Source organism: Streptomyces cupreus (assembly GCF_014257025.1).
Classification (GTDB): Bacteria; Actinomycetota; Actinomycetes; order Streptomycetales; family Streptomycetaceae; genus Streptomyces; species Streptomyces cupreus.
On the sequence record NZ_JACMSF010000064.1, the window covers coordinates 1 to 25,904 of the forward strand.

18 protein-coding genes and 2 pseudogenes are annotated in these 25,904 nt (G+C 68.7%); 7 read left to right on the top strand and 13 right to left on the bottom strand.

Annotation, left to right across the window (positions count from 1 at the left end):
• The first annotated feature begins 73 nt into the window (after positions 1–73).
• The 5 genes and pseudogenes from H4N64_RS36860 (at position 74) to H4N64_RS36880 (ending at position 6,218) form a co-directional block, all read left to right on the top strand.
• Entirely contained in the window at positions 74–550 is a 477-nt protein-coding gene (locus tag H4N64_RS36860; protein WP_186286958.1) for a DUF6924 domain-containing protein, read from the top strand.
• A 1,410-nt stretch (positions 551–1,960) separates the two neighbouring features.
• Complete coding sequence (locus tag H4N64_RS36865; protein ID WP_222109834.1) at positions 1,961–2,365, top strand: Tn3 family transposase; 405 nt, start codon at positions 1,961–1,963, stop codon at positions 2,363–2,365.
• Between the two features lie 321 nt (positions 2,366–2,686).
• Positions 2,687–3,345, top strand: a pseudogene (locus H4N64_RS36870) (transposase); the annotation flags it as partial.
• A 146-nt stretch (positions 3,346–3,491) separates the two neighbouring features.
• Entirely contained in the window at positions 3,492–4,835 is a 1,344-nt protein-coding gene (locus H4N64_RS36875; RefSeq protein ID WP_186286959.1) for a YncE family protein, read from the top strand.
• A gap of 726 nt (positions 4,836–5,561) precedes the next feature.
• Positions 5,562–6,218 (top strand): SMI1/KNR4 family protein, encoded by a 657-nt coding sequence (locus H4N64_RS36880; RefSeq protein ID WP_186286960.1) that lies wholly within the window; start codon positions 5,562–5,564, stop codon positions 6,216–6,218.
• A gap of 76 nt (positions 6,219–6,294) precedes the next feature.
• Here H4N64_RS36880 and H4N64_RS36885 read toward each other — a convergent pair whose 3' ends face one another.
• On the bottom strand, positions 6,295–9,987 hold the full coding sequence (locus tag H4N64_RS36885) for a DNRLRE domain-containing protein (RefSeq protein WP_336246908.1): 3,693 nt from the start codon (positions 9,985–9,987) through the stop codon (positions 6,295–6,297).
• 342 nt (positions 9,988–10,329) lie between these two features.
• Here H4N64_RS36885 and H4N64_RS45895 point away from each other — a divergent pair.
• Positions 10,330–10,590: pseudogene (locus H4N64_RS45895) on the top strand (IS200/IS605 family accessory protein TnpB-related protein); the annotation flags it as partial.
• 80 nt (positions 10,591–10,670) lie between these two features.
• On the opposite strand, the gene H4N64_RS36890 reads toward H4N64_RS45895, so the two are convergent.
• The 11 genes from H4N64_RS36890 to H4N64_RS45900 all read right to left on the bottom strand — a co-directional run bounded on the left by H4N64_RS36890 (position 10,671) and on the right by H4N64_RS45900 (position 23,597).
• On the bottom strand, positions 10,671–12,074 hold the full coding sequence (locus tag H4N64_RS36890; protein WP_186286961.1) for a DUF6177 family protein: 1,404 nt from the start codon (positions 12,072–12,074) through the stop codon (positions 10,671–10,673).
• Positions 12,071–16,039 (bottom strand): type VII secretion protein EccCb, encoded by a 3,969-nt coding sequence (eccCb, locus tag H4N64_RS36895; protein ID WP_186286962.1) that lies wholly within the window; start codon positions 16,037–16,039, stop codon positions 12,071–12,073. The genes H4N64_RS36890 and eccCb overlap by 4 nt, the downstream gene beginning before the upstream one ends.
• Positions 16,036–17,133, bottom strand: coding sequence for a CpaE/TadZ family protein (locus tag H4N64_RS36900; RefSeq protein WP_186286963.1), 1,098 nt, complete (start codon positions 17,131–17,133; stop codon positions 16,036–16,038). Before H4N64_RS36900 ends, eccCb begins: the two co-directional genes overlap by 4 nt.
• A gap of 15 nt (positions 17,134–17,148) precedes the next feature.
• Positions 17,149–18,513 (bottom strand): type VII secretion integral membrane protein EccD, encoded by a 1,365-nt coding sequence (gene eccD / locus H4N64_RS36905; RefSeq protein WP_186286964.1) that lies wholly within the window; start codon positions 18,511–18,513, stop codon positions 17,149–17,151.
• 31 nt (positions 18,514–18,544) lie between these two features.
• A complete protein-coding gene (locus H4N64_RS36910) occupies positions 18,545–18,838 on the bottom strand; it encodes a hypothetical protein (RefSeq protein ID WP_186286965.1) in 294 nt (97 codons plus the stop codon).
• Positions 18,835–19,698, bottom strand: coding sequence for an immunity 49 family protein (locus H4N64_RS36915; RefSeq protein WP_186286966.1), 864 nt, complete (start codon positions 19,696–19,698; stop codon positions 18,835–18,837). Before H4N64_RS36915 ends, H4N64_RS36910 begins: the two co-directional genes overlap by 4 nt.
• On the bottom strand, positions 19,695–22,127 hold the full coding sequence (locus H4N64_RS36920) for a hypothetical protein (protein WP_186286967.1): 2,433 nt from the start codon (positions 22,125–22,127) through the stop codon (positions 19,695–19,697). Before H4N64_RS36920 ends, H4N64_RS36915 begins: the two co-directional genes overlap by 4 nt.
• Positions 22,124–22,516 carry a DUF6507 family protein gene (locus tag H4N64_RS36925; RefSeq protein ID WP_222109835.1) on the bottom strand — a complete coding sequence of 131 codons (393 nt, stop codon included), beginning with the start codon at positions 22,514–22,516 and terminating at the stop codon, positions 22,124–22,126. The genes H4N64_RS36920 and H4N64_RS36925 overlap by 4 nt, the downstream gene beginning before the upstream one ends.
• 31 nt (positions 22,517–22,547) lie before the next feature.
• Positions 22,548–22,859: a pore-forming ESAT-6 family protein gene (locus tag H4N64_RS36930; RefSeq protein ID WP_186286968.1), complete on the bottom strand. Its 312-nt coding sequence runs from the start codon at positions 22,857–22,859 to the stop codon at positions 22,548–22,550.
• Between the two features lie 55 nt (positions 22,860–22,914).
• Entirely contained in the window at positions 22,915–23,247 is a 333-nt protein-coding gene (locus tag H4N64_RS36935) for a hypothetical protein (protein ID WP_186286969.1), read from the bottom strand.
• Positions 23,248–23,474: 227 nt separating this feature from the next.
• Entirely contained in the window at positions 23,475–23,597 is a 123-nt protein-coding gene (locus tag H4N64_RS45900; protein WP_260860198.1) for a hypothetical protein, read from the bottom strand.
• A gap of 353 nt (positions 23,598–23,950) precedes the next feature.
• Between H4N64_RS45900 and H4N64_RS44600 the strand changes: the two genes are divergently transcribed.
• Complete coding sequence (locus H4N64_RS44600; protein WP_222109836.1) at positions 23,951–25,375, top strand: NucA/NucB deoxyribonuclease domain-containing protein; 1,425 nt, start codon at positions 23,951–23,953, stop codon at positions 25,373–25,375.
• Between the two features lie 24 nt (positions 25,376–25,399).
• Here the strand turns inward: H4N64_RS44600 and H4N64_RS36945 are convergent, their stop codons facing one another.
• A complete protein-coding gene (locus tag H4N64_RS36945; RefSeq protein WP_186286970.1) occupies positions 25,400–25,867 on the bottom strand; it encodes a hypothetical protein in 468 nt (155 codons plus the stop codon).
• Between the last annotated feature and the right edge of the window lie 37 nt (positions 25,868–25,904).

Consider the following 25,904-nt stretch of genomic DNA (forward strand, 5'->3'; position numbering starts at 1 on the left):
GACCCGCATCCTCGGAAACGGCCCATGAGACAGTCGGGCAAGGCTCACCGATCGTCACCGAGGAGAAGGATGCATGAGAGCGTTGCCCGCCGTCACCGGCCGTGATGAGTTCGATGCCCTGGTCGTCAGAACCGACTACCTCGACGACCGGGCGTGGCAGGACGTGGCGGCGGCGCTGACGGAGCCCTGGGGAGACAGACAGTACGAGGCAGACGTCCACTTCATCGACGATCCGGCCTGGTCAGGGGCGACCGTTGACGAGGTGCTGACGGCAGTCCGCGGCGACGACAGTCTGGCCGTCGTCTTTCTTGCCGACCGTACAACCATGCAGGCCAAGAGCCACCCGCTGCTGGCGGTCACCACGCTGACACGGGAGGAATGCGTGGACGAAGAGGACTACGAACAACTGACCGAGTTCGGTCGTGATTTCCGCGTCATCCCCGCAAGACTCCACGAGGTCCACGCGAACCTGAGCATCGGGAACCTGGGCTTCGAGGAGTTTGCGGCATGGGCTCACGATGATCTCGAGGGGATCTTCCGGTCCTTCTGAACGGGTTCACGGAACTGCGGACAGAGCCGTCTTCCGGGCTCTGTCCGCAGTTCCGTGATGAGCGCGATCATGGTGGGAGTCCCAAACGCCCCAGGGGTCAGCGTCTGATCTTGGGGCGGCCGCTCTCCAACGCGTTCCGTGCCGCCTCCATGAAGGCGTAGCGATATTCGCGCTTGGCGGGACTCTGTTCGGGCGAAGCGGTGTTGCGCATGTGGGTGTGTAGCACCGTGGTGTAGTCATGGGCGGCCTGGGCGGGTAGCGGGCGGCCAGCCAGCGCGCGACACCGGCCAGCGCGGGCAGCGCCATCCCGGTGCAGGCCAGGGTCCAGGTGGCACCCTCCTCGCGCGAAAGCCGTACCAAGTGCGCCCAGACCGCATCGCGCGTACGGGGCGGGCACTGGCGGCGCAGCATCCGGTCCCGCAACTTGTCCAGAGGGATCGTGCGGTTGGGCAGGCCAGGAAACGGACGGCCGTCCAGGGACAGCGGCTCCGGCCCGCTCACCAGCCAGGCGAAGCTCTGTCGGGCGGTGTCCAACGGCAGCGACTGATGCGCGCCCCGATCCCAGTGCGGGTCGTCGCCTCGCTGTGCGTGAGCCATGTCAGGCGTCTCCCTTCGCGATCGGAAGAATCGGCGCCTTGAGGTAGCCACACGGCCGACAAGAAAAGAGCAAGACAAGAAAAAGGGTGCGGTGCGGCACGCTGTCCGAGTTGCTGTGCAGCACTTAATTGATGCCGATGACGACGCTGCTGTCTGAGTCAGTGTGAGTGGTCATCTTGTACGGCTTTAGTCGTCTCTTAGTAGCCTGCAGTAGGCGCTGACCTGCACTTTATGTGATCTAGGAGTCTTGCCTCTCAGGTGGTCGGAACAGGTGGGCACAGGACTTCCCGTCCTGCGTCCCTTTGGTTGATGGAGAGTGGATGTCAGGGGTCGGTGTTCTCGGGCGGGCGCTGAAAGGAATTGAAGAACTTGGCGGCGCCGTGTCCAAAACAGCCCCGAGAGCCGGACTTTTGCGGTGAGAGCGCACCGCATTGAGGGTGGGCATGAAGCCACACCAGCGTCTGGATCAGGCTCCGGAGGGCACGCGCCCTCCCAGCGCGCTGATGGCCATCGCCCTCATGCCAGCCTCTGGCGGACTGGCTTCATCTGGCCGGTCGCCCAGCTGCGCTGCCTCACGGAGGCCAGGGGAGCGGAGCGCTCGCGCAGCCTTGCGATGGCCCGCTCACCGGACTCATCGAAGTGGCGGAGTCGGTGGGCCGACTCGACCGGACTACCGAAGGCCGGCCGGCCGACCCTGTCACCCAGGCACACGCCCCTGAAGACGAGCGACAGGCTGCCCCAAAGTCCGTACACCGACCCGCTGCGGAAGCCAGTCACCTCCGCTGGGAACTGATCGCTTAGCAGTACGACCAAATGATCAGGCATGCGACCGCGATCCGTACGCGGACCGCGTCGACCCAGGCGATCCTTCGCCGCTTCACCCGAAACGCCTCCCGCCCCACCGACGCGGCGATGCTGGAGGTCGGCCGCGCCCCAAAGAGCAGCTTTGTGGCCCGCTACCTGCGGCTGCGCGACCTCCAGCGGGAGATCGATGAGGGCCTGAACGCGATGGAGTCTTCCAACGGCGCCAACTCCGTGATCGCGTACGGCAAGGGCGGGGAGATCGCCCCGAACCGGCGCGACGAGCAGGAGATGTTCGTCCTGTGCCTGCGGATCCTCCAGTCCGCCCTGGTGTACGTGAACACCCTGATGCCCAAGGCGTCCTGGGCGAACCGCAGTGGGCCGACCTCCTCACACCCGCCGACCACCGCGGCCTGACCCCACTGTTCTGGTCCCATGTCCGCAATTAAGGGGAGGCCAACCTCGACATGGGCGCTCGCCTGAACCTCACTGCGACCACCGTCCTCGGACAGCACAGCTAGTGGCTCGTCTCGTGACCTTGGGCCAGGTAATCGAGGTGTGGTCGGCGGGAGGTTTTGCCAAATGGTCGACCAATGAGCTTCTTCGAGCTGGCCACCGATCAGGTGATGGTCCGCGAAGCGCAACGAGCGAGGTCCCCGAGCTGTTGATCGAGATGTCTGACGTCTCGACCACGCTGCTCGGGGGCCTCGTTGGTCATCTATCCTGCCGCACTCGACCTGCAAGCTCCGCCCGTCTCAACGCGCGATGGTGGCACTGGTTTACCTGCGCGAACACACCACCCTGGCGAAGATCGCTGCCGGGTTCGGGATCAGCGAATCCACCGCCCACGCCTACACCAGCGCAGTCATCCGTCGGCTCGCCGAACGCGCGCCAGGTCTGCTGAAGGTCCCGCGCCAGGCCGATGCGGACTTCGTCCTGCTGGACGGCACCCTCGCCGAGTGCGACCGGGTCGGAGACGGACGGGCCGACTATTCCCACAAGCACCGCGGGCGCGGGGTGAACGTGCAGGTGGTCACCGATCCGGACGGCCGGCTGCTGTGGCTCTCACCCGCGCTGCCGGGCCGAGCTCACGACCTGACCGCGGCGCACATCCACCGGATCATCCGTATCTGCAAGCGCCTGGGCGTCCCCATCCTGGCCGATCTCGCCTACCAGGGCGGCGGCCCCTGGGTGACCATGGGCATCAAACGCAGACTCCTGCAGGAACTCACCCTCACCGAGAAGACCTCAAATGGGCCCTGGCCGCGGCACGAGCACCCGTCGAACGCGGTGTCGCACACCTGAAGGCCTGGCGGATCTTCCGCAGATCCCGATGCAGCCCAAACCGCATGACGCCAATCGCCAAAGCCATCCTCACCCTTGAGCGGCAACGCTGAAGAAGCTCACTGAACTCGGTTGTCAGAGGGGGGCCTTAAGGTGCGGATCATGACGGGCCGATCAGGCGCGGATCTCTGGTCCGCGCTGCTCGTCGTGCCCTCTGCCGGGTCCACCGGCAGAGTCTTCACAGGCGGAAGGAACCCGCGTGCACATACGCAAGTTCACCGGAAGAGCGGCGGTCTCGGCCGCCCTCGGTATCTCCCTCCTAGGCTTCGGACCCTCCGCATCCGCAGCCGACAGCAGCACCCAACTCCCCATCTCCTCACACGAGGACATCGTGGTGGACGGCGTCCACCGGCACGTCTTCATCAGCGACCCGGCCAGCGGCAGTGTCGTGGTGACTGGCTACGACGGGACGGTGGTCAAGCAGATCGACGGCGAGCCAGGCGCATCCGGCCTCGCGCTCTCGGCGGACTCCGGGACCCTCTACGTCGCGCTGCGCACCGCCGACGCGATCTCCGCGATTGACACCGCGACGCTCCAGGAGACCGCCCGCTACTCCACCGGCGCCGGCACCGCGCCCCAGTACCCGGCCATCGCCGGCGGCAAGGTCTGGTTCGGCTACGGAGGGGAGCCCTGGGGCGGCATCGGCTACGTCGACCTCTCCGGCCCCGACCCTGTGATCCACGCCCCCAGCGGCGGCGGGCGCACCTTCGCCTCCGCACCGATCCTCGCTTCGTCCCCCGGCAACCCGGGGCTGCTGGTGGCGGGCGACGCGAGCGTAAGCCCGCCCGTGCTCGCGGTGTACGACGTGAGCACGGGCGATGAGCGGCAGACCGCGCACACCTCGATCTCAGGGGGCAGCGTGGCGGACCTCGCCGTCACACCCGACGGCAAGGACGTTGTGGTGGCCAGCGGAGCACCCTACTACCACCAGTCCTACTCGACCTCGGACCTGTCGCCGAGCAACCGGTACACCACCGGCGCCTATCCCAACGCCGTAGCCATCACACCCGACGGCAGCACGCTTGCGGCCGGCCTCTACGCCCCGTACGACCCGGACGTCTACCTGTTCCAGCCGAGCGTCGACACGCAACTCAAGAACTACGACTTCCCGTCCACGTCCACCGACACCACCACGCTCCAGGAAGCGGGCCTGGCCTGGGCACCGGACGGCAGCCGGCTCTTCGCCCTCACCAAGACCTACGGCCTGTCGACGTTGACGCTGCGCGTCCTGGACCAGAGGGTTGAGTCCACCCTCACGCTGCAGGCCCCCGAGTCCGTCCGGCAGGGCAAGAAGGTCACCGTCTCCGGGACGCTGAGCGCGTCCGCGCCGTTCCCGGCCGGCACCGAGGTCGACGTGACCCGATACGACGACGCGCACCCGGAGCAGGGCGTGTCGCTCGGCAGCCACTCGGTGGCGGACGACGGAACCTTCAAGTTCACCGACATTGCAGACACCGCGGGCTGGGTGGGCTACGGCGTCCACTACGCGGGGGACGCAAGACACACCGAAGCCCGCGCCTTGGTCAATATCCGGGTCTCGTAGCGCCTTCCGCTCGCCCCTTCCGCCGCCCGCCCGACAGGGCGGGCGGCGGGTCTCTGGCGACTGGGAGGCCGGCCAGTACCCACACCTCCAGCGAACTGAGCATGTTCCTTAACCTCGCTGGTCACGTTCGGTGATGGTTGCGGGGCGTTTGACGGTCTTGCCGACGTCGTAGTGGGGCGGGGGTGCCGGTTCCTGGAGAGCGTCTCGTCAAGGTGCAGCCGAACTGGGCCAGCCGCCGGGCTGTATCCGGGGGCGTTTTTGTACCCGTTCATGACCTCCGTGCGATAGACCGGGTTGGCCCACCCGCGCGTTTCCGGACGGTGCGAGATCCCCTTGGTATGCGTTCCGATCGAGGCGATAGGGTCGCTGTGGCAGAGGAGTTGGGCCGAGGGGTTGGACGGCCCGGCCGGTTGTGAGACTGGAGGATGTCGGTGAGCCGGGCGATGCAGGTGTTTGTCGCGGTGGCTCTTGTGATGAGCGTGGCCGGGTACGCCGCGACAGAGGCTCTCAATGCCGAAACGCGGCATGCACCGGACCCGAATCCGACGGCGGACCGGGTCGAGGTTCGTCCCTCGCTGCCATGCGATTGGACACCTACTGCCGCACCTCCGACCGACCCTGTGCCGCGCACGGCTGTCGCAGTCGCATGTGATCCCTCGTACGACGGGGCGGATGGGTAGGACTGGGTCGCTCAACGCTTCCGAGGGGCAGAAGGGACGGCATCGCATGAGTGAGCAGGTTCGAGTCGAGGCGGCGTGGCGGCGCATTGAGGGGTGGCTTCAGAAGTACGCGCCGCAGTCTCACGGTTTGCTGCGTGCGCCCGCCACATTTGAGCAGATCGCGCAGACCGAGCGTGTCCTTGGATGTGTCCTGCCGCCGGAGCTGAGGGCGCTCTACTTGATGCATGACGGCGTGCACGGGGCGGACCTGGACGAGTTCGGCGAGCAGCCGTTTGCCCCGGAGGGTGAGGAGGATGCGTGGCACCGCAAGGCGAACGCGGTTGACTTCATGCCCAATGGCCAGGCATGGCTCCCGCTGGAGCACGTGATCACCGCGCACGGTGGGCCGTTGTCGGCGTTGGACGGTCAGGAGACCGCTTCTTGCGTGCCGGTCACCGCGAGCGCGAAGTACACGATGCTGGAGGGCATGTACCTCGACCTGGCCACGGGGCTGCTGGGTATCTGGGCGGATGCGCAGGAGCCGACGTCGCTACGGATCGGTCTGGCCGACTGGCTGGAAGAGGGTGCCGCTGCCCTGGCCGAAGGACGACCCGATCGCGTCCTCGGGATGTGCCCCTACATGTCGCCCACGGGTGACGGGCTGACCTGGTTCGACCCGGATCCGATGTACGAGCAGGACGGCTGGCGTCCCGTGACGAACTGACCTTGCATGGTGTGCCCGACAGACCGGCCCCGGACCCGTGGCGGGGTCCGGGGCCGGCCTGCGGAAGGTCAGGACATCACGGGCGCTGAGCGCACACGATCACGTCAGCTGTGGCATCACAGTCCTGGAATCCGTCGATGTCCACCCAGTACGTGTCCTTGTCGAGCAGCCGGAACGTGGACGCGAACGACCCGAACCGTGCCATCGACTGGGAGTTGACGTTGAGTGACATCGAGGACCGGCCGCAGGTTTCGTCCCAGGTCGGGGCCGCGTAGCGCTCATCGTCGTAGAGCCGGTAGGTGCCGTCGGGCAGCTTCTTCTCATAGGTCTGCACGCACTCCCGTCCCTGAAGGGCGTCCGAGACGGGCTTGGGGTTCAGGCCTCCCTCGCTGGTGGGCATGCCGGCCGACTCGTACGTCGCGTTGAACGAGTATTCGTCGCAGGAGCGTCGGTCCTTGTTGGAACTGGAGAGCTCCGGATGGAGTGCCGTGTCATTGCGGTACACCATGCGGTTTGCCGCTGCGCCGTAGCAGATCCGGTAGCGGTTCGAGTTTTCGCTGCGGCCCGTGCCGCCCGCACCCGCCGCGTTGCGGGTCTTGTTGGGCATGTAGTGCAGCGGAGTCACGGGTGTCTGGCCGAAGTACTCGGGGGCCAGCCGGTTCTGGATCAGCCAGGTATGCGCCGCGGCCGCCGGGAACTTCTTGGAGTTCATCGAGTAGCCGGGGCTGTAGGAGGGCACGACGCAGCCGCCGGTGCCGTACACCTTGTCGCAGCGGATCTCGAACGGACCGGAGGACACCTTGTCCTGGGTGACGACCATGTTGGGGGTGTCGGTGCTGAAGGACGCCCCGACCAGCAGGGTGAGTACCTTGGACAGGTCCTTGTCCTTGAGGCCGGCGGCGTTCGTGACGCTTCCGTCCCAGGTGAAGTCGGCCGTGCCCTGGGCGATGTGCTGATCGAGACCGGACGACCACGAGGGTGTCCGCCCGGTTTCCCAGTCGAAGCCCATGCCGTTGGTGCAGCCGGTGCTGCCGCAACCGGTGATCACGTTGAACGCCATGGCCTTGGGCGAGGACGGCCACATTTCCTGCACGGTGGGCATCAGCGGGTACATCTGCAGGAAGGTCTTGATCGTGTCGCTCTTGGGGTCGAGCTTCACCTGCCACATGACGTCCCAGTACTGGCGGTAGACGCCCTGCGGCGTCGTGCCCTCCGCACCCCAGGTGAACAGCAGGCAGGCCTCGGTGCGGCGGATGAAGGACTTCTGGTCGATCTTCGTCGGATCACACCAGGACGTGTCGAGGACAGGGCCCGTGTAGGAGCTGGCAGCGAAAGGCGTCGTGTCCGTCTGCGACTCCTGCTGCTTCCGGTACTCCTTGAGCGCCTTGGCCGCCTGCGGTGAGCGCTGCTTCTGGGGGGTCATGGTCAGTGTGACGTCACCGGCTTTGGTGACCCTCTTCTTCGGAGACAGGAGCGGGGGCGCGTCCACGGTCGTCTTCCCGGAACTGGTCACCGTGTTCCAGCCGTTCCACCCGAATGCCGGGTAGGGGTTGTTCCAGTCGGCAGGGTCCGCCGCGGTCGTCGCCGGCGCGTTCAGGGTGATGTCGACCTTGTGGCTCCGCGGCGCCGGGGCGGTTCCGGCGATGAAGCCGTATTCGCTGGTGGTGCCAACATTGTCCGCGCGGTCGACGGCCCGGGTGTCCACGTGGTGGGCGCCGTCGGACGTGGGCGTCGTGGTGAAGGAGGCAGAGGTGCCGGTGGTGGTCGACGTGGTGTTGACCGTGGTCCAGGTTCCGCTGCCGGGGACGCCCGCCTCGGGGTCGGGGTCTTCGCCGTCCACCCGGTACTGAAGGCGGTTGGCGTCATCGGCCGTGGTGGCCGTCCAGGTTCCCGCCTGTCCGGCCCCGCCGCCGTAGCCGCCCTCGGGGTACTGGCTGGAGGTCACCGGTGACGGTTCGCCGGGTGCCGTGGTGTCGACGACGAACTCGGTCCACGGCGACCAGTTGAGGTTGTAGTGGGTGCCGTCGTAGGCGTTGGTGCGGAACTTGTAGGTCTTGCCGTCCTGAAGCTGCCCGGCCGGCACGACCACACTGACCGGCTTGCCCTGTTCGCCGAAGTCGGAGACGAGCAGGCCCTCGCCCAGGGGTGTGGTGATGGGGGTGTTGGTGGCGGCGTCGTAGACCTGGAAGGTGCCGTTGACGGTGTCTCCGTCGGCGTCCGTGAAGGTGTCACGCAGAGTAGGTGTGGTGGTGTCCACCGCCCACACCCCGGCGTACGACTTGAAAGGCGTCCCGGCCTGGCGGGCACTGCCGTCCGAGGGACGGTAGTTGTAGGTCACGCTCAGCTTCGGCTGGTTGGCCGTGTTGTTACCGGAGTTGACGCGCTTCCAGGCACGGGTGTCGTCGGTGGCCGCACGCAGGCCCATGAAGCCGCGGGTCGCCTGCGCCGACGCCCAGGTCTGAACGAGGGCATCGACATCGGCGTTGATCCACCCGTCGGGCTGCGTGCCGGTGCAGCTGGGGTTGCCGCGTGTCTGGGTGGAGGAGTGGTACTGCTGGTTCCACGTGGGCTGATTCGTCCACCTTGAGGAGGTGGATGCCGCGGTGGTGTCCCAGATGGTCCACGACTGCGCCGTACAGTCGGTGTTGCCGGAGTGGAAGTTCCACAGCGCCAGGTTCGTGTCGATGATCAGCGCGTCCTGGATCGGTGTGGTGTTCCAGTGGATGAAGGACCGGGCTACCCGCGTGGTCCCGTCGGCGTTGGTGGTGCCGGGATTGCCGAAGTCGAGCTCGGTGTCCGTGGACAGGTCCACGGTCTCACCGCGCTGCACGTAGGTGTCGAACGTCGACGCGAGTGCTGAGGTCGACGGGTCGACCGTGACCGGGTACCGCGTAGCAGGGTCGGAGAGGAACTCGGTGCTGGGCGTGACCACCAGGTCGATGCGGCCGGTGCCCTTGTTCACCACCTTCATAGCCACGCGGGCCTTGCGGGTGTGCTCCCCGGACTGCTGGTCCACGGAGGCGTCCCACATCACGGGGGCTGGCATTGTGGCCCGCCGTCGCCCTGTCTCGGCGTCGGTGAAGGTGACCGACCCGTCCTCGTTCGCCTTGGCCTTCAGCCCCTTGGCCCTGACGGGCAGGGTGTAGGAGTAGGCGCCGGAGGGGCGCTGGTTGATCTCCACGAACTGCTCGAAACCGGTGCGGGTCGCTTCCACGATGACGTCGGCACCGGGAACGGCCTCGCGGTAGCGGGCCGTTGTCCCGTCCAGCTCCGGTGCGGGCAGGCCGCCCTTCCACTGGAGGGTCACGGCCTCCTCCCCGCTGCCGAGCGTCACCAGATCCCGCGGAGCGGCGTTCTGCGCGGCCGCCAGCGAGCGCGGGGCGGTGCCACCCTTGCCGGCCAGCCGCAGCCCGTTCGGGTGTTCCTTGGCCCTCACGGTCCCGTCGGCGGAGGTGGTCAGGGCGGCGTCGACCTTGTGCCACTTACCGCCGCGCCACACGCGCTCCGGTCCTGGCGTCAGCTCGGTCGTCAGCGTCCCGTCAGGGTTGGCGACGGTGTAGGACGTGGCTGTCGTCTCGTCAGGTGCGACGACCTTCTTGCCCGTCTTCTTCGCTTCCAGAATCGCCCACGCCTTGGAGCCCTTGGCGTGCGCGGCAGCCCACGCCATGTCGTCCTGGAGGATGTCCGCCTTCGTGGGCTGCGAGGCGGCGTCGCCGGCGGGTTCGGGAGCGGGTGCTGCGGAGGCTTGTGCGCCAGCCGCGATTCCCACCTCAGTGATGAGCAGTAGCGCGGCGGTTGCTGCGAGCAGGTTGCGTCGTCTGTGTCTTGGCGTCCTGCGATACGTGGATGAGTACACGAAGTGCCGTGTCCTTCCCCATAGCCCTGAATCGATCAGGTGTGCGATTCCGCACAAGATCAGGACTGTAGGCGGGAAGATCCATACCGATGAAGGCGATTTCCGGTCAGCATGTACACGCCAACCATTTGCCGGACTCGGTACCCGCAAGTTCAAGCGCAGGGCGGGAACCAAACGTCACACACATCACAACGCCGGTGAGGCAACACAGCGGTGACTCAACCGCGTTGGGGCGGCAGCGGAGCCTGGCGCATGCGCGCCCTCGGGCACCCGATCCGGCGACGGACGGCACCGCCCCCACACGACCGGAGCGATCGTGCGGGGCATCGGACCGTCCAGGCCCGACCGGGCGCCCGAGGGCGTGAGGGAATCCGCCCCCGCATCCCCGGACCACGGACACGATCCGTGCCGCCCGGCTGCGGCGCGAACGCGGTCGACCAGAACGCCCAACACCGTTCGGGGCGTTCGGCTGAGCACGGGTCCTGGTACCAGGACTCACTCCCGATCAGTCTCTAAGAACGGTCCGTGGAGTCGGCCAACGCCAGCCACCCGATGTCGCCGGTGGTGTCCGCCTGGCGCACGGCATGCTCTGGCGGCTACGCCTGCTGCTTGAGGTGTTGAGTGAGGCGCTGGAAGGTGGCCCAGGCATGCGGTTCGGTTCCATCGCCCAGGGGGTAATGGAAGGCTGGTTCGGCCGGAGGGCCGAGACGGGTGGGGGTGGGGCCGAGGGGCGGGCGCTCGGCGTGAGGCGGGCCTATGCGCCTCGCCTCGTCGTGGCCGAGCGTGAAGGACACCGGGATCGGTGGGGGTTCGAGTTGGGCGGGGACGGTGAGGTCGCGGCGGGCGGTGCGGAGCGACGTGAGCAGGGTGACGAGACCGTGTTTCGCGTCGAGTTCGGCCGCGAGAGTCTCAATGGCTTGCAGGGGCGGTGTTTCGTTGCCGCCGTAGCCGAGCGCGAGGGTGATGTCTTCTTCGATGCCCGCCGTCGTGCGGAGCACGCGCATGGTGGCGAGAGCGGGCCGGTCGGGGTGGCCGATGGCGATCAGCCAGCTGGGGCGGGGTGCGCGGGCCCGGGCGAGGTCGGTCAACTGGCTGGTCGACCAGGGGAGGTTGACCGGTTCGGCGGTGCTCCAGCCGGCGGGCGGGGTGCCGGTCAGGTGTCGGAAGGCGGCCTCCAGGGCGCGGCCGAGGACGAGGTCCGCATCTGCGGGGTGTCGGGTGCGCAGCGTGAGGAGTAGTTGGCGTTCACCGGTCTGGGTGGCCGGTTTGAACGCCTCGGCCACGGAGGCGGTGCCGTCCTCGTCGCGTACGGGGGTGAAGGTGCCGTTCTTCCAGTGGAGTACGGCACCGGACAGGCCGTCGTAGTAGCCGTGTTCGGGGTCTTGGACGACCCAGCGGTTGGGCGCCCCGCGCAGGGCGGTGCGGGTGGGCAGGGTCAGGCGGGACGTGGGTGGCGTGACGATGTGCAGGGCTCGGTCGCTCTCGGCGGCCACGCGCAGGGCATCCGACAGCCAGCTGGTCATGGCGACCAGGGGGCGGTCCTGGATGACCACGGCCGTGGTGGCGGTGAGGACGTCCACGGCCGGGGCCGCCGTGGCGGGGACCGGAATCGCCGAGACGTCGGTCGTGAGGGGGACGACATCCGTCGTGGCGGCCTCCGGCGGCCAGACCGTGCCGCCCAGCACGGTCGCCAGCCGCCCGGCGAATGAGCCGGCCAGCCGTCCGGCCTCGGCCACGGCGGTGGAGGCGCGGGCCTCCGTCCACCACACCGGCCCTTCCTCGACCGCGTAACCCAGCAGACGGGCCGTCTCACCCGGGACCTGGACCAGGATGGGCGCCTCCACCGAGACCAAGGGGCGGCCGTCGGGGGCGCAGAGCTGGACGACGGCGCCGTCTGCGGTGGTGTGCACGCCGAGGTCGGGGCCGCCGGCGTACAGGCCTGCCAGCAGGGTGGGCAGGTCCGGCATCTTGGGGGTGAGGGCGATGACGTCCTTGGTCACGGGCTCTCTTCGTCTGCTACGGCGGTCTGGATGAGCTGGTGGGGGCGGCCGCGGCGGACGAGCGTGCCCCGGCCGGGTGGCTGCTGGGAGGCGTACAGGCCGGGGAAGAGCTGGCCCTCGGTGCGCTCTCCCGTCATGACGAGGGCGGCGGTGCCGGTTTCGCGCAGGGCGGTCAGCAGCGGTTCGTACAGGGCGCGGGAGGTTCCGGCGGTGCGGCGGGCGATGACGAAGTGCAGGCCGATGTCCCGGGCGGAGGAGAGGTACGGCAGGAAGGGCGCGAGCGGCTGCTGGCCGGCTGCGGTCAGGATGTCGTAGTCGTCGACCAGGATGACGATCCGCGGCCCGGTGAAGGCGGGCTCAGTGCTCAGCGGCGCGTCGGGGTCGGCCGTCTCCGGCAGGCGCTTTTCCAGTTCGGTGGCGATGCCGGTGGACAGGGCCGCGGCGAGCTTGGCGTTGTGGGCGTAGCCGCCGCGGTAGGGCTCGGGCACCGTGCCGCGCAGGCCGCGGCGTGGGTCGTAGACGCCGAAGACGAGTTCCTTGTCGCCGTATCGCTCGATGAGCTGGGTGGTGATCAGCTTCAGCAGGTTGGTCTTGCCGCATTCGTTGTCGCCGAGGATCAGCAGGTGCTGGTCGGTGTCGAACAGGTCGAGCAGGACCGGGGCGAGGGCGTCCTGGTCGACGCCGAGAGGGATCTTGGCCGGTTCGGCGGCCGGGGTGGGCAGCTTGGCGGCGGGAAGGCGGGTGGGCAGGACCCGGACGGGTGGGGCGAGTTCGCCATGCCAGGAGGCGCGGATGGTGCGGGCGGCGCCTTCGAGGGCCGGGCCCAGGTCGCCGGTGGCCGGGCGGTTGTCGATACGGGGCAGTGCGGCCTGCGCGAACAGTTTGCCGTCGGTGAGGGCTCGGCCGGGGTTGTCGGGGGTGAGCGTCTCGGACAGTTTGCGGTCGATGGAGGAGTCGGCGGGGTCGTTGAGGCGCAGCTCGATGCGGGTGCCGAACATCGACTGGGTGGCGATGCGGACATCGTTCCAGCGCAGCATGCCCGCGACGACATGGATGCCGTACCCGCCACCGCGCTTGAGCAGGTCGGCGACCGGGTCGTCGAGGTCGGCGAACTCGTCGCGCAGGGCGCCGAATCCGTCGACGAGCAGCACGACGTCGGTGGCGCCCAGCTCGGGCAGCCGTCCCTGTCCGCGCAGGTGGCGCAGCTGATCGGCGGAGTCGATGCCGTGTGTGCGGAACAGCTCCTCGCGCGCCGTCAGCATGGCGCGGACCTCGGCGACCGTGCGGGCGGCCCGCCCATGGTCGGCGCGCCCGGCGATGCCGCCGACGTGCGGCAGGCCGGCCAGCGCGGTCAGACCGCCGCCGGCCAGGTCCAGGCCGTACACGGCGACGTCGTACGGCGTGTGGGTGAGGGCCAGGGACAGGGCGAGGGTGCGCAACAGGGTGGTCTTGCCGGACTGCGGGCCGCCGATCACGGCGATATGGCCACCGGCGACGGTGAGGTCCAGCAGCCAGGGCTGCTGCCACTGCCGGGCCGGGTCGTCGAGGGTGCCGAGGGGGATGCGCATGGGGCCGCCCGTGTGCACGAGGCGCAGTCCGTCCCCGTCGGCCGCGAGCGGGCCCGCTGCCGCGTCCAGGGTCACGGCGGCGGGCAGCGGGGGCAGCCAGATCCGGCGTACCGGGGGTGCGGCGGTGGCGAGTTGGCCGACCATGACGGACAGGACGCTCGGCCCTGTCTCCCGTGGGGCGGTGACCGGCTCCTCTACGACCTCGGTGTGTTGCCGGGTGTACGCCGGATAAGGCCGGGCAAGCGGCTCGTCGCCCCGCTTGTGAACGGCCGGTCCGTGGTGGGCGCCCGAGACGTAACCGGCCTTGAAGCGCTCGTACGTTGACGTGTCGACCTTGAGGAACCCGAAGCCGGGCAGCGGCGGCAGGTGGAAGGCGTCGATGGTGTCCAGGACGGTGCGGGACTCGTCGGCGGAGAAGGTGCGCAGGCCGAGGCGGTACGACAGGTAGGTGTCCAGGCCCTTGAGTTTGCCGCCCTCGATGCGCTGGCTGGACAGCAGCAGGTGCACGCCGATGGAGCGGCCGATGCGGCCGATGGACAGGAACAGGTCGATGAAGTCCGGCTTGGCGGTGATGAGTTCGCCGAACTCGTCGATGACGACGAACAGGTGCGGGAGGGGCTCCAGGTCGGGGCGCTCGGTGGCGCGCAGGAGGGCGTAGTGGCCGATGTCGGCGACGTTCCCGGCGTCCTTCAGGACCTGCTGGCGGCGCTTGACCTCCCCGGCCAGGCTGGAGTGGACGCGCTCGACGAGGCCTGCCTGGTTCTCCAGGTTGGTGATCATCCCGGCCACGTGCGGGAGTTCGGCGAAGGGGGCGAAGGTGGCGCCGCCCTTGTAGTCGACCAGGACGAGGGCGAGGTCTTCGGGGGAGTGGGTGGCGGCGAGGGCGAGCACTAGGGTGCGCAGCAGTTCGCTCTTGCCGGAGCCGGTGGCGCCCACGCACAGCCCGTGCGGGCCCATGCCGAGCTGTGAGGACTCCTTCAGGTCCAGGAGCACCGGTTCGTGCCGTTCGGTCAGGCCGATGGGCACGCGCAGGAAGTCACGTTCCCCGCGCGGCGCCCACAGCCTGTGGAGATCGAGGCGGGCCGGGTCCTCGATGCCGAGCAGTGCGGGGAAGTCGACGGGCCCGGACACCGGTGTGCCCTCGGCCGATGACTCCGCGGACAGCCGCAGCGGGGCCAGCATGCGGGCTATGCCCTCGGCACCAGGGGCGCTCACCTGGTCGACGGTGCCCTCCGCGGCGGCTGCCCGGCGCAGGTCGTCCACGACGATCCGGTCGCCGTCGACCGTGATGCGCACGTTCACCTGGTCGGGTTCGTGCACCTGCCGCTCCAGCAGGTGCAGCACGGTGACGCCCATGTCGGGCATGGCTACGGCCGAGTCCGGCAGCGGCAGTTCGGTGGCGTTGGTCCCGTGGGTGTCGCTGATGACGAGCATGCGGGACGTCAGACGCAGGGCATCGTGGTTACGGCCCGCCAGACCACGGCGCACCTCGGCCGCGTAGGCCGCGCGCCGGCGCAGGTCAGCGGCGCACAGGCGGGCCAGCTCGGCAAGGTCGTGGGCGATGCGCCGGGCGGCGACCGGGCCGTCGTACGTCTGTGAATCAAGGATGTGGGGCAGCCACTTGGCCCAGGCCCAGTCCGCTTCGTGAGGGCTGCCGAGGGCGAAGGCGACATCGTCCGGGGCATGCGTCACCGCGGCTTGCAGCAGCAGCGCCCGGGCGACTCGCAGGACGCCCTCCCGGTCGCCGACGATGCTGACGTTCCCGGCCCGGTCCAGGGGCACGGTCAGCGGGAAGTCCGTGGCTGTGCCGAAGCGGTTCCGGAGGGCGCGGGCCTCGTTCAGCATGAAGGGGTCGGGGGGCGTGAGGACGCCCCCGGCGCTGTTGTTGGCGATCGTGAGTTCCTGCGCGGGGACATCACCCGTGCCGGCCCGCACCCGCAGGAAGTCGGCGTCCGTACGGCGCCGTTCCCACAGCCGCGCGGGATCGCGGACGAGGTCGTACAGGGCCTCGGGCGGCGGGTTGAGCAGCCGGGACTGCTCACGCCGCTCCCGCTCGGCGTTGCCGAGTTCCTCGCGCAGCTCCTCCAGGTACTCCAGATAGCGTTCACGCTGCACGCGCCGGGTGCGCTGGGCCTTGCCGCGCTGGGAGAGGAACAGGGCGACGGCGCCGAGCAGCGCGACGACCAGGACGAGGGCGCCGATCGCGGCGAACTGGCTGTTGCGGATGACGGTCATGAGGACGACGGAGCTGACGATTCCGGCCATGGGCAGGAGTGCGGTGGCCGCGTTGCCGACCCGTCCCTCCGGCAGGTTGGGCGGTGCCTCGACGGTCCGGGACTCGGCGGGCGCGAGCGGTCGGGTGCTGCGGGCGGGCCGGTGGACCACGCGCTGCGTCACCTGACCCTCACCGCCCGCTGCATCACCTCGGCCGCGAGACGGACGGCCGCGTCCTGGGTGCTCCGGCCCAGCATGGCGGTGTGGATGGGGCCTCCTTGGGCGAGGTGACGGTCGTAGGGCAGCGGGACGACGAGCACGCCCGGTTCGCGCAGGTGCGCCACGGCGGTCTTCTCATCGAGGGTGACGTCAGGGGTGTTGGCGCTGAGCGCGACCACCGTGGTCGCCAGGGCGGAGTGCGGCAGCCGGGCCAGCCAGTCGAGCACCTGCCGGGTGCCGTGGATCCCCTCGGCGGTCATCGGGGCGACGATCACCCGCGCGTGCGCGGTGTCCATCGCCGTACGTGCCACCTCGCCGGGCAGCGTCTCGCAGTCCACCACCGTCACTGCGAAGTACCGTCGCAGCGCGAGCGTCACGGTCCGGTAGGTGGGGACGTCCAGCGGGGCGCCCACCCGCCCCTGGCCCGCGGGCAGCAGCCAGCCGCCGTCGGTCACTGGCACCAAGTAGCCGGTGACATCGGTGAGTTGCATGGAGGGGGTGAGGATCCGGGCGAGGTCGGCGCACGACCAGCGCACCGTGTCCGCGCCCATGCGCACCGGGAGCGTCCCGAGCGCCGCGTCGGCCTCCAGGGTGAGCACCGGGTCGTGCCGGTAGTGGTTGAAGGTGCGGCCGAGCAGCGCGGCGACCGTGGACTTGCCGACGCCGCCGCGGATCGAGGTGACGGCGATGACCCGGCCGGTGGTGACCGGCTGCTGCAACTCCTGGGCGAGGCGGGTCTGTTCGGTGACTTCCCGGGTGGCGGAGGCGGTGAGTCTGCGCAGCGATGACCCGGCGCGGCGCGCGACCGAGTCGCCGTGCTGCGGGCTGCCCAGGGCGAGGGCGAGCCGGGGGTCGACGGTGGGGAGGGACTCGGGGACCGGGACGGGGACACGCGGGTCAGGTGTCCGGCGGGGGGCCGGGGGTGAGGGTGAGGGCTGGGGCGGTTCGGGAGCGGCCTGGGCCGGCGACGGCGAGGGCGCGGCAGGGCCGACCGGGTCCGGGGCGCCGTCGGCCAGTTCCCGCAGCACGTCCCGCTGCCAGTCTCCGCCCTCTGCCATGTCCGCCACCGTGCCCTAGGCGAAGGTGCCGAGCAGCCGCCCGTACACCCCGAACACGCCGATCACCAGCGGGAACAGGGCGATCACGGCCACCGACTCCACCAGGTCCCCGGCGCGCCGCAGCCGCACCCGCACATGCTCGGCCGGCTCCACGGCCAGCACCACCAGCGGTACGACGGCCAGGACGCCGAGCGCGGCGACAGGACCCGCTGCCGCGGAACGCTCACCCCACAGGGTGACGAGCCGCACCGCCACCAGCGCCGCCGCGACGAGCAGCACCACAACCTCGGCGGTGAGCGGGAACGCCCGTGCCCGCAGCGCGAGCACCACCATCACGACGACGCCCAGGGACACCGCCCACACCGACACCACGCGCAGCACGAGAATCCCGGCCGCGCCCGCGGAGGTGGCGAGGACGACGGTCGCCAGCACCAGCCCACGGTGGGTGGCCGCGAGTGCGGTGCCCACCTGGTACCGGCTCACCGACACCCCGCCGGTACGTCGGTCGTCCAGCCCGGTCAGGCCCGACGCCATCAGGGCGAGTCGCGGCAGCACGCCGAGGACCACGAGGGACACCACGGCGAGCAGCGCACCGGCCTGGGCCTGCCCGGTGGCGGTCGCGGCCCCGCCCTGAAGCCAGAGGGCCGCCTCCCACACCGCGACGCAGCCGACAACGGCCGCGGCACCGGTCAGCGCCCCACGCCCCAACGGCGTGAACCACCCGGCCAGCGCCAGCGCGACGGTGATCACTCCCGCAACACCCGCCAGCCGCACGGCACTCGACCAGCCGTAGGCGTCGGCACAGGTCCAGATGCCGAGGACGGCCAGGACGGCGGCCGTGCTCAGCAGGGTGGCGGCGAGGGCGTGCCGCCGGGCCCGTCCGCACAGGACGCCGACGGCGGCACAGCCGAAGGCCACGGCGAGCAGCCCCGCACCGACGGCGGAGAGATCGAAGTGGCTCCGGGCCAGCAAGCCGGCGGCCAGGGCCCAGAGAACGGTGGCGCATCCGGCGACAGCGCGCCGTACCGCAGGCCGCCACCGCCAGGCCCGCAGGTCGAGATCGTCGGCGACCTCGTCGGTGACGTCGTGCACGACGGGCGCGGATGGCGCGTCCTCGACCCGCACGAGCCGCAACACGGCCCCGTCGGCCACACCGGCAGCCTCCAGAGTGCTGTCGTGGGCGAGCGCGGACCCGTCCGGGGTGACCAGATGCCGCAACTCGGGCCGGTCCCCGACCCGGTCGTCGAGCAGCCGCATGACCTCCGGCAGCAGCACGCCGACAGGCACCCGCGATGGCAGTACGAGGTCCACCCGACGCCGCTCACCGACCAGGGTCACCCGGCTGAGCGCCGTACGACTACCGGTCGCCGAACGACTCAAGGACCCCGTGGATATCACGCGTTCGAACCTATCACCGAGAAGAAGTAGCAGACGGGGAGGGAGTGGTGGAGGAGGACTGCCCCGAGGGCGCCGTCACGGAGGCCCCGTACGGGCTCTTCCCGATGACCCGGTGCGACACGAAGGACCACCCCACACATCCGGCACACACGACGGCCGCGATCACGACGCCGGCGAAGACTTTCCCCACCCGCTCGTCCAGGGACCGGCGCTGGCGCTGGGCACCGAAGAGGAGGGCGTCGCGGAGACGGCGGCGGCGTACGGACACCGACTCCAGGAGTTGGTTGTCGTAGTCCTGGGCCGTCATGTCGGGAACTCACCCAGCCAGCTGTGCTCGACGAGGTGCTTGGGGAGGTAGTCAGATTCCACCCCGAGGGCGACCTGCCCGTCATAGGCCCAGCAGGCCATCGCCAGCGGGCCCAGGGCGATGCTGCCGTCGATGTTCGCGGCCCGTTCCTCGTTAAGGGTCCAGTACGCCCGGTGCAACTTCAACGCCTCGACCATGCCCGAGGCGAAGCCTTCCCAGTCGTTCGCGATCAAGCGGGAGAAGAGGTGGATCGGCGGATAGAGCACGCCGTCGAGCAGGTCGCGGGGTGCGATACGGGCCACGTCGGGGTGCGACATCCGCAGCGTGGTGGTGAGCTTCTCCACTAGCCCGGGCCGCCGCAGCCAGTACGTCTGGAGCGTGTCCACCCAGTGGTAGATGTACTCGTCGTACTGCCCCTCCGGCGACCGCAGCCGCTCCAGCGGGATCTCGCAGAGCTGATTCATGCGCTGCGGCTCGCGGCAGATGACCGCCAGCCAGAAGGCGGTGAGCCAGTTACCGGCGTCGGCTGTGGAGAGGGGGCCGACGGTGGGGAGGGTGCGCACTTTATGGTCAATGCGGCACTCGATGGTCCCCTCACGCACAGCCGTCACGGCGAACAAAGCCGAGCCGACCTGCATCGCATTGACAGCAGCCTCCCACGTCTCCACTGCCGCTGCTCGCGGGTCGATGACACAGCGGGCACGCAACATCATGACCGCGGTGCCGAAAGTCGAGTCGATCACGGCCGTCGACTCCTCGAGACCGCCGATTTCCCAGGCCAGGTGCTCGCCTAGACGCTCGGCAAACTGCTCGGCCTCCGGTCCGGCCGACAGTCCATGCCGGGCAATTTGTACGGTCATGGCAGAGTCCCCTTGCTGATGTCGAACCGTCGGTACTGGTAGCCAGTGTACGAACCGGCGTTTTTCTCACCCTTGACGACGGTGTATTCCAGTTTTCCTTCTTTGAGCGCTGTCTGGAGATCCCGCACGAGGCCGAACTCGCCCCGTTTCTTCATGGCCTCCATGATGTCGAAGAAGTACTCTCTGCTTCCCTGGGAGACTTGCCGACCATTCGGAAGTGTGCGTCTACCAAGTTCGGTACCGGGACTGCTCTTGGCCTCGATGACGACAATTCGGCCGTCTTCATGCTTCCATACCTGGTCGAACTGGTCGTTACCGTTCTTTGGCCCCAGCAGCGGCTGTTTCTCGAAGTCTGGGTAGTTCTCGGCAATGTAGTGGTACTCAGCCGCTTTCTCGCCAAACGCCTCGGTAGCGTCCCCCATCGCGGTATGCGATTCCTTGTAGGCCCCCTTGGCCTCCCCCCACTGCGCGGCCGTGTCGACGGTGCCGTGAAGCTCGTGGGCAGCGCCCGTCTGCGCCTTCCAGTCCGCGACGAGGTTGTCGTATTGGACGGCGGCATGGCGCTCCCACGCCGCATCTTGCAGAACTTGGAGCCTGTCCGCGCTTGTCACAGTGTCCGCGCCCACGCGGATGTAGTCGGCGTCGAGGAAGTGCGGCTTGGGCGGCTCGGGAACGTCCTTGGCACGAATCCATGGACCGTTGTCCGACAGTCGCGTGAGCTGCGGCGGCGTGTACCCGCTCTCGTCGTAGCGCTCCAGGAGCTTGCGAGTGCCGTCCTTGCGGTAGTAGTGCTCGCGATACCCGGGCTCGTGGTTGGCCCGGTAGACCTGGATCTCCTCGATCTGCTCCCGTGTGAGCGTTCCGCGCGGTCCGTAAGGATTGACTCCGTCACGCATGTGGCTCGGTCGCGGAACCTCCGAGTGCTGACCGGGGATTCCACTGTCCGGGCCACTTACGCCGTCCAGGCCGCTGCCGCCGGAGCCGATACCGGCATGGCTGCCACCGACACCGCCGGAACCAGCCGAGCCGGATGCCTCAGATCCGGTGGCATACGAGGTTCCGGCTCCGCCGGATGCTTCCCCTGACGTACGCGACGCCCCGCCGGCCCCGGCGAGCTCCCGCTCCCGCGCCGGTGCGGTCCCCTCAGCGGGGGATCGTTCCTGCCTTGGCGCCTCGCCCACGAGGTCGCCATGCTTGTTGTAGGCGATGAACCTGCCGTCCTCGATGACGAGCTTGGAACCATCGGAGAGTTCCAGCACGCTGTGCGGAGCGCTCAGGTCGGGGATGTCGTCCAAGCCGCGCAGCCCCGCGGCGACCTCGGCGATCTTCGGGATGGCATGCCCCGTCACCTTGACCGCCGCGCCCACCGGGTCGATGACCTCGCCGACCTTCCCGACCGTATTGACGACCTTCGCCGCCGTACCCGCCCTCCCCGCCGACGCCGCCTTCAGCGGGCCCGCGCCCAGCGTGAGGACGTTGAAGGTGACCATCCCCGCCGCGCGGGCCGGGTTCTCCTGCCACTGGTCCCAGGCGACGAAGCCCTTGGCGAACTCCTTGGCGTAGACCTTGCTCTCCTGCGCGAAGTCGGACGCGAAGACACCGGTGGGCTGCTGCCCGCCGGACTCCATGAGGTAGGTCTCCGCGCCGACCACTGCGCGGACGAGGCCTTCCCAGGACTGCGCGGCCGCGTCCGAGCCATGGAAACCGGCGAGTGTCGCGAGGCCGTCGACGGTGCCCCAGACGCCGTCGACGACGAACCCGTCCCAGACGTAGTTCTTGACGTAATAGCCGAGATCGTTCGGGTCCCACCAGTCGTGGTCCTGCGTGACCGGCGTCCCCCAGGGCAGCTTCTCCGCCTGGTCCAGCACCTCGGCGCTGTAGCCGTACAACTCGGCACCGCGCGGTATGAACTGCTTGGCCCCGGTGCCCAGGACGTACTGCGTGCCGCCGACCAGTGCCGTGATCTTGTTGTGGCAGGCGATCTCGGCGACGTAGAACTGCTCCTGGGCGACGTTGATGTCGTGCAGCAGGGACTGATGCTCGGCGACCTTGTCCCCGTCATCGGTCCAGTTCTCGTCGAACTCCCCGGTGTCGGCCTTCAGGCCGGCCACGAAGCCGACCGCCTGCCGCTGCAGGGCTTCGAGTCGCTTGGCGATCGGCCCGACCTCGACCGCATACGCCGACAGGGCCTCCACCACGGTCGCGACCTTGTCCGCGTACGCGTCGGCGGTGTCCCGCACCGGGGCCGTCGAGGCAAACAGTTCCTCCGCCTCCGGCGCCTCGTAGAAGGCCGACAGGCCCTGGAACTGGCGATGCGCCTCCCCGCCGGCCCGACGGATCCCGTCCCCCTCGACGCGCAACGCGTCGATGTGCCGACCGAGTTCACCCAGGTCACCGGTGAACAGCGGGATCGACTCCGGCTGGATCACAGACGACCCGCCTTCCACCCGAACGGCATATCGGGCCGGACCAGCCCGGACGCCCGGTGCTGCGCCTCGGCCGCCATCTCCAGGTCACCCGACTGGTAGGCCACGGTCGCGTCCACGGCGCCGTTGACCGACTTGCCGATACGCACGCCTATGAACTGCAACTCCTGCGCTGTGCCCGTGAGGAACTCCGCGAGGGCTGCGGCCACCAGCCCGGTCTGACCCTTGTGCTCTCCGCTCGCCCCGCCCGGAGCGAGCGTCCCGGCCGCCGTGGCCGCGCCCTCCATGTCCTGCGAGTACGCCTTGACGATGTCGTCCAGGACCGTCATCACGTCCCCGACGTTCGAGACGACGTGTCCGACCCCGGACGGCGATATGTCCCACTTCGGCATGCGCCGACCCCCGTTTCAGAACCGTCCGACGTCAGCCGATGTTGTCGACGGCCGCCTTCGCCTTGGCCAGCGTCGACTGCGCGGTCCCGTCGTTGTTCTCCATCGTCGAGCGGACCAGTCGGATGATCTCGCGGACCTCACCGGCCGCGCGGTTCCAGCGCAGTTCCTTGCCGTGGTACTCGTCGGCGACGCCGTCCGCGGTGAAGTCGGCCATTGCGGCCTTCACCGCGTTGTCGCGGTCCGTGAGCACGCGCTCCAGCTGGCCGATGATGCCCTGCAGGCTCATCTGCACTTCGGCCGAGGCACCGGTGTCGTACGAACGGCGGTCGAGGTTCTGCCCCATGGTCGTGTTCCCCCTTGAAAACTTGACAGTTGAGAGCGAAGGACACCGGATGCGTCTACCGCGCGCCGAAGCGTGCCGCGTCGAAGTTGGCAACGCCCATGTTCTGATGGGCGTTGTCCTCCAGCTCCGTGTCACCGGTGCCGAACGCGGTGTCCATGCCGGCCTGGCCGCCCAGGATCGCGTCGAGCGAACTGTTCAGTGCGTTCGTGATCTCGTCGGCGTGCAGCTTGAAGGTGTCGAACGCCGCCTTGCCTGCGCCGTTGAACTTCCCCTCCAACGGCTCCGCCGCCTGGACCAGCCAGCTGATCAGCGTACCCAGATCCTGAACCGAGCCCCCGGTGCTCTTCCCCAGATCCGCCAGGGTCGTCGACCCCATGTCGAACTTCATCCACCCACCCCCGTAAGCGTGTTGTGCACTGCGATCGCCTGGTCGCCACTGCGTCATCGTGGGTCACGCATGGCTCACAGCGCGTCGAACACTCTCTCGCATCACGCGTTGCAGGCGCAACGCGGAGGGAGTCAACATGGCGTGATCTAGGTCATGAGTGGCTGCGAAAGTCTGTCGCGGTGCTGTCTCATGAGGTGGGCGACGTTCAACCAGGGCCAGCGGTGATCTTACGGACTCCAGCGGCCGTTGGTCGCAAAGAAGTACTGGAGCGCCGAGGCCTCGTCACGGTCGACCGGTGCATGCGACACGGTGTGGCTGAGCTCGGGCAGCGTTTGCTCCAAGATGTGCATGGTGGCTCTCCGTTGACATGCACGTTCCCAGAGAAGGTTGGGTGGCGCTGTTTGTGGCGACTGCCTCCTGAGGCCGTGCATCGACTCACACCCGGCTCCGTGGCACAGGGCGGAACCCCATCGGGCGATGCAGCCGGCAACTCGGATAGAACTCGCCTCACGGTGCGACAGGAACGTCGGCGTTCACAGAGCTGCTGCCGGCCGATGGTGTGGTGATCCCGGCCAAGGTGTCGTTGCGATCACGCCAAGTCCGGTACCCAGTCCGTGATTTCGAACTTCAATTCTATGAGTGTTGCCCTTGACCAGGTGCTCGGACGTGAGGTCCGGCACCACATGAGTTCGGGGGTACCACGATGCACGAAGCGCGGCTGTGCCGCATAGGCAGACGGATGTTGACCACAGGGACGGCGATCGCCGTCCTGTCTGCGGCGGCACCCTCCTTGGCGAGCGCGGACGACTCCGCGGATCTCCGCATCGAGTCGTACGTGCTGCTAGTGGGCGCGGCGAAGCCGACCCTGGCGGAGTTGCAGAGCGGTCGAGGCACGGAACGTTTGCGCGAGCTCGCGCACCAGGCGGAACCGGGGGCGCGGCTGGCTCAGGAGACGGTGGGTCCTGCTGGCTCGTACGCGCCGCTGTCGCGGCAAGCATCCGGTTCGGCGCCGGTTACCCAAACCGAAGGTGCCCGTTCCTCTATGGGCGCGCGGGCCACAGCTCCGGAGCCTGCGCGGACTATGACGTTCGAGGAGTGCGAGAAGGGGCTGGGCAGCGACAAGAAGTTCTTCGTCAAGTCCCGGTTCGCCGTGTGCAACGGGGCTTCGTTCCTGCAGACCTGGGTCCGCAACAATCAGCCGGTCGGCCAGAGCATGTTCAATGTCCGCGTAGTCGGGACGATCGCCAAGAACAGCCGAACCATCAACTTCCAGTACTACTTCACCGACTTCGCCACGACCGGCACGACTGGGGCCGCGGCGATGCCGATCACGACGAAGGGGAACATCCCGCAGAGTTGGCCGTCCGGGGTGCGCTATACGCGGGGCGGGAACATGCCCGGGACGAAGACGTTCGCCGAACTGAAGGCGCTGCGTACCTTTACGCAGACGGTGAACGCCAAGCCCGGTCAGGGCAGCAGCGGTTCCACGGACCTGATCTTCGCGGTGTACGAGCCGGCCATCAGTTACACGCCGCCGGCGGGCTGGACGCTGAGCGGTGCCCAGGGCGGCAAGCTGTTCATGCTGGCCCCTCGGTGGGATGCCGCGAGCTACCTGGCCAACTCAACCGGCGGCGGTAACCCGGACAGGAAAGGCGCGGCGACCTTCAGCTACGTGCCGACGATGACGTACAGCGCGAAGCCAGGCGCGGAGGAACGTGCGGTCGCACAGCACATCAAGACGGCCTTCACGAAGCCGGAGGACACCAAGCCGTACATGTCGGCGAAGAAGGTGCTGGGCCAGATGGCGAGCGATCCGCTGCACCGGACGGTGAATAAGGACCGTAGGGACGCCAACCGGAAAGCAGCGGTCAAGCAGTGCAAGCGGTACTGGGGCGCCAACTACAGCCACGGAAGCACCCGCGAGTGCGACGAGTACCCCTTCGCCACCACCTACGAGGGGGCAGCCGAGCACGACTTCGATGAGGACGCCAAGAAGTTCAACTTTTCCGTGAAACCGATCCCGGAGGATGACAACGGGGCCGGCGGCAACATCCTCACCAGCTTCTATGCCAAGAACCGCATCATCGACGGGATGAACGACGGCTTCATCGTGAAGATCGTCTCCTGACAGGGGCCGCCCCCGCCATCGCGTTCAGGGCTTGGCGGGCCAGAACTGCACGAGGTACTTCTCCACCCCCTCGCCGGTGCCCTCGTCCTCCGACAGGGCAGCCGCCTCGGCGCGGCCGGTGCAGCTCACGCGCACCCGCCACGAGCCGCCCTCGTCCGCCAGCGTGATGACGTCATCGGAGCGTCCCAGGCCCATGGACCACACGGCCACCTCGCCGCTGGCCGACTCGAAGTCGGCCTCGGCCTGCTCGTCCCAGTCTGCGGGGTCCTGCACGGGTGGCTGCCTGTCCCACACCTCTACGTCGACTGATGCCGTGTGGGTGTGGCCGGCGCTGTAGACGTCGAGGCGACCGGGGAAGGTGTTGAGAAAGACTCCCTGCTCGAAGTCGTCCGGGAAGGGGACCGGCAGGTCGCCGTCATCGGACTCCTGGAACCCGAAGGCGTGGTATTCCACGTCCGCGTCAATGTGTTGCTGCCGGACAAGCACGGCCACGAGAGCCCCCTTCACGTGACATCGACTGGTCGTCCCC

What these genes read in the sequence shown, in the direction of transcription:
- H4N64_RS36860 (WP_186286958.1), top strand. Translation starts at nt 74, where the DNA reads ATGAGAGCGTTGCCCGCCGTCACCGGCCGTGATGAGTTCGATGCCCTG.
- H4N64_RS36865 (WP_222109834.1), top strand. Translation starts at nt 1,961, where the DNA reads ATGATCAGGCATGCGACCGCGATCCGTACGCGGACCGCGTCGACCCAG.
- H4N64_RS36880 (WP_186286960.1), top strand. Translation starts at nt 5,562, where the DNA reads ATGAGTGAGCAGGTTCGAGTCGAGGCGGCGTGGCGGCGCATTGAGGGG.
- H4N64_RS36900 (WP_186286963.1), bottom strand. Translation starts at nt 17,133, where the DNA reads ATGGCAGAGGGCGGAGACTGGCAGCGGGACGTGCTGCGGGAACTGGCC.
- H4N64_RS36910 (WP_186286965.1), bottom strand. Translation starts at nt 18,838, where the DNA reads ATGACGGCCCAGGACTACGACAACCAACTCCTGGAGTCGGTGTCCGTA.
- H4N64_RS36915 (WP_186286966.1), bottom strand. Translation starts at nt 19,698, where the DNA reads ATGACCGTACAAATTGCCCGGCATGGACTGTCGGCCGGACCGGAGGCC.
- H4N64_RS36925 (WP_222109835.1), bottom strand. Translation starts at nt 22,516, where the DNA reads ATGCCGAAGTGGGACATATCGCCGTCCGGGGTCGGACACGTCGTCTCG.
- H4N64_RS36930 (WP_186286968.1), bottom strand. Translation starts at nt 22,859, where the DNA reads ATGGGGCAGAACCTCGACCGCCGTTCGTACGACACCGGTGCCTCGGCC.
- H4N64_RS36935 (WP_186286969.1), bottom strand. Translation starts at nt 23,247, where the DNA reads ATGAAGTTCGACATGGGGTCGACGACCCTGGCGGATCTGGGGAAGAGC.
- H4N64_RS45900 (WP_260860198.1), bottom strand. Translation starts at nt 23,597, where the DNA reads ATGCACATCTTGGAGCAAACGCTGCCCGAGCTCAGCCACACCGTGTCG.
- H4N64_RS44600 (WP_222109836.1), top strand. Translation starts at nt 23,951, where the DNA reads ATGCACGAAGCGCGGCTGTGCCGCATAGGCAGACGGATGTTGACCACA.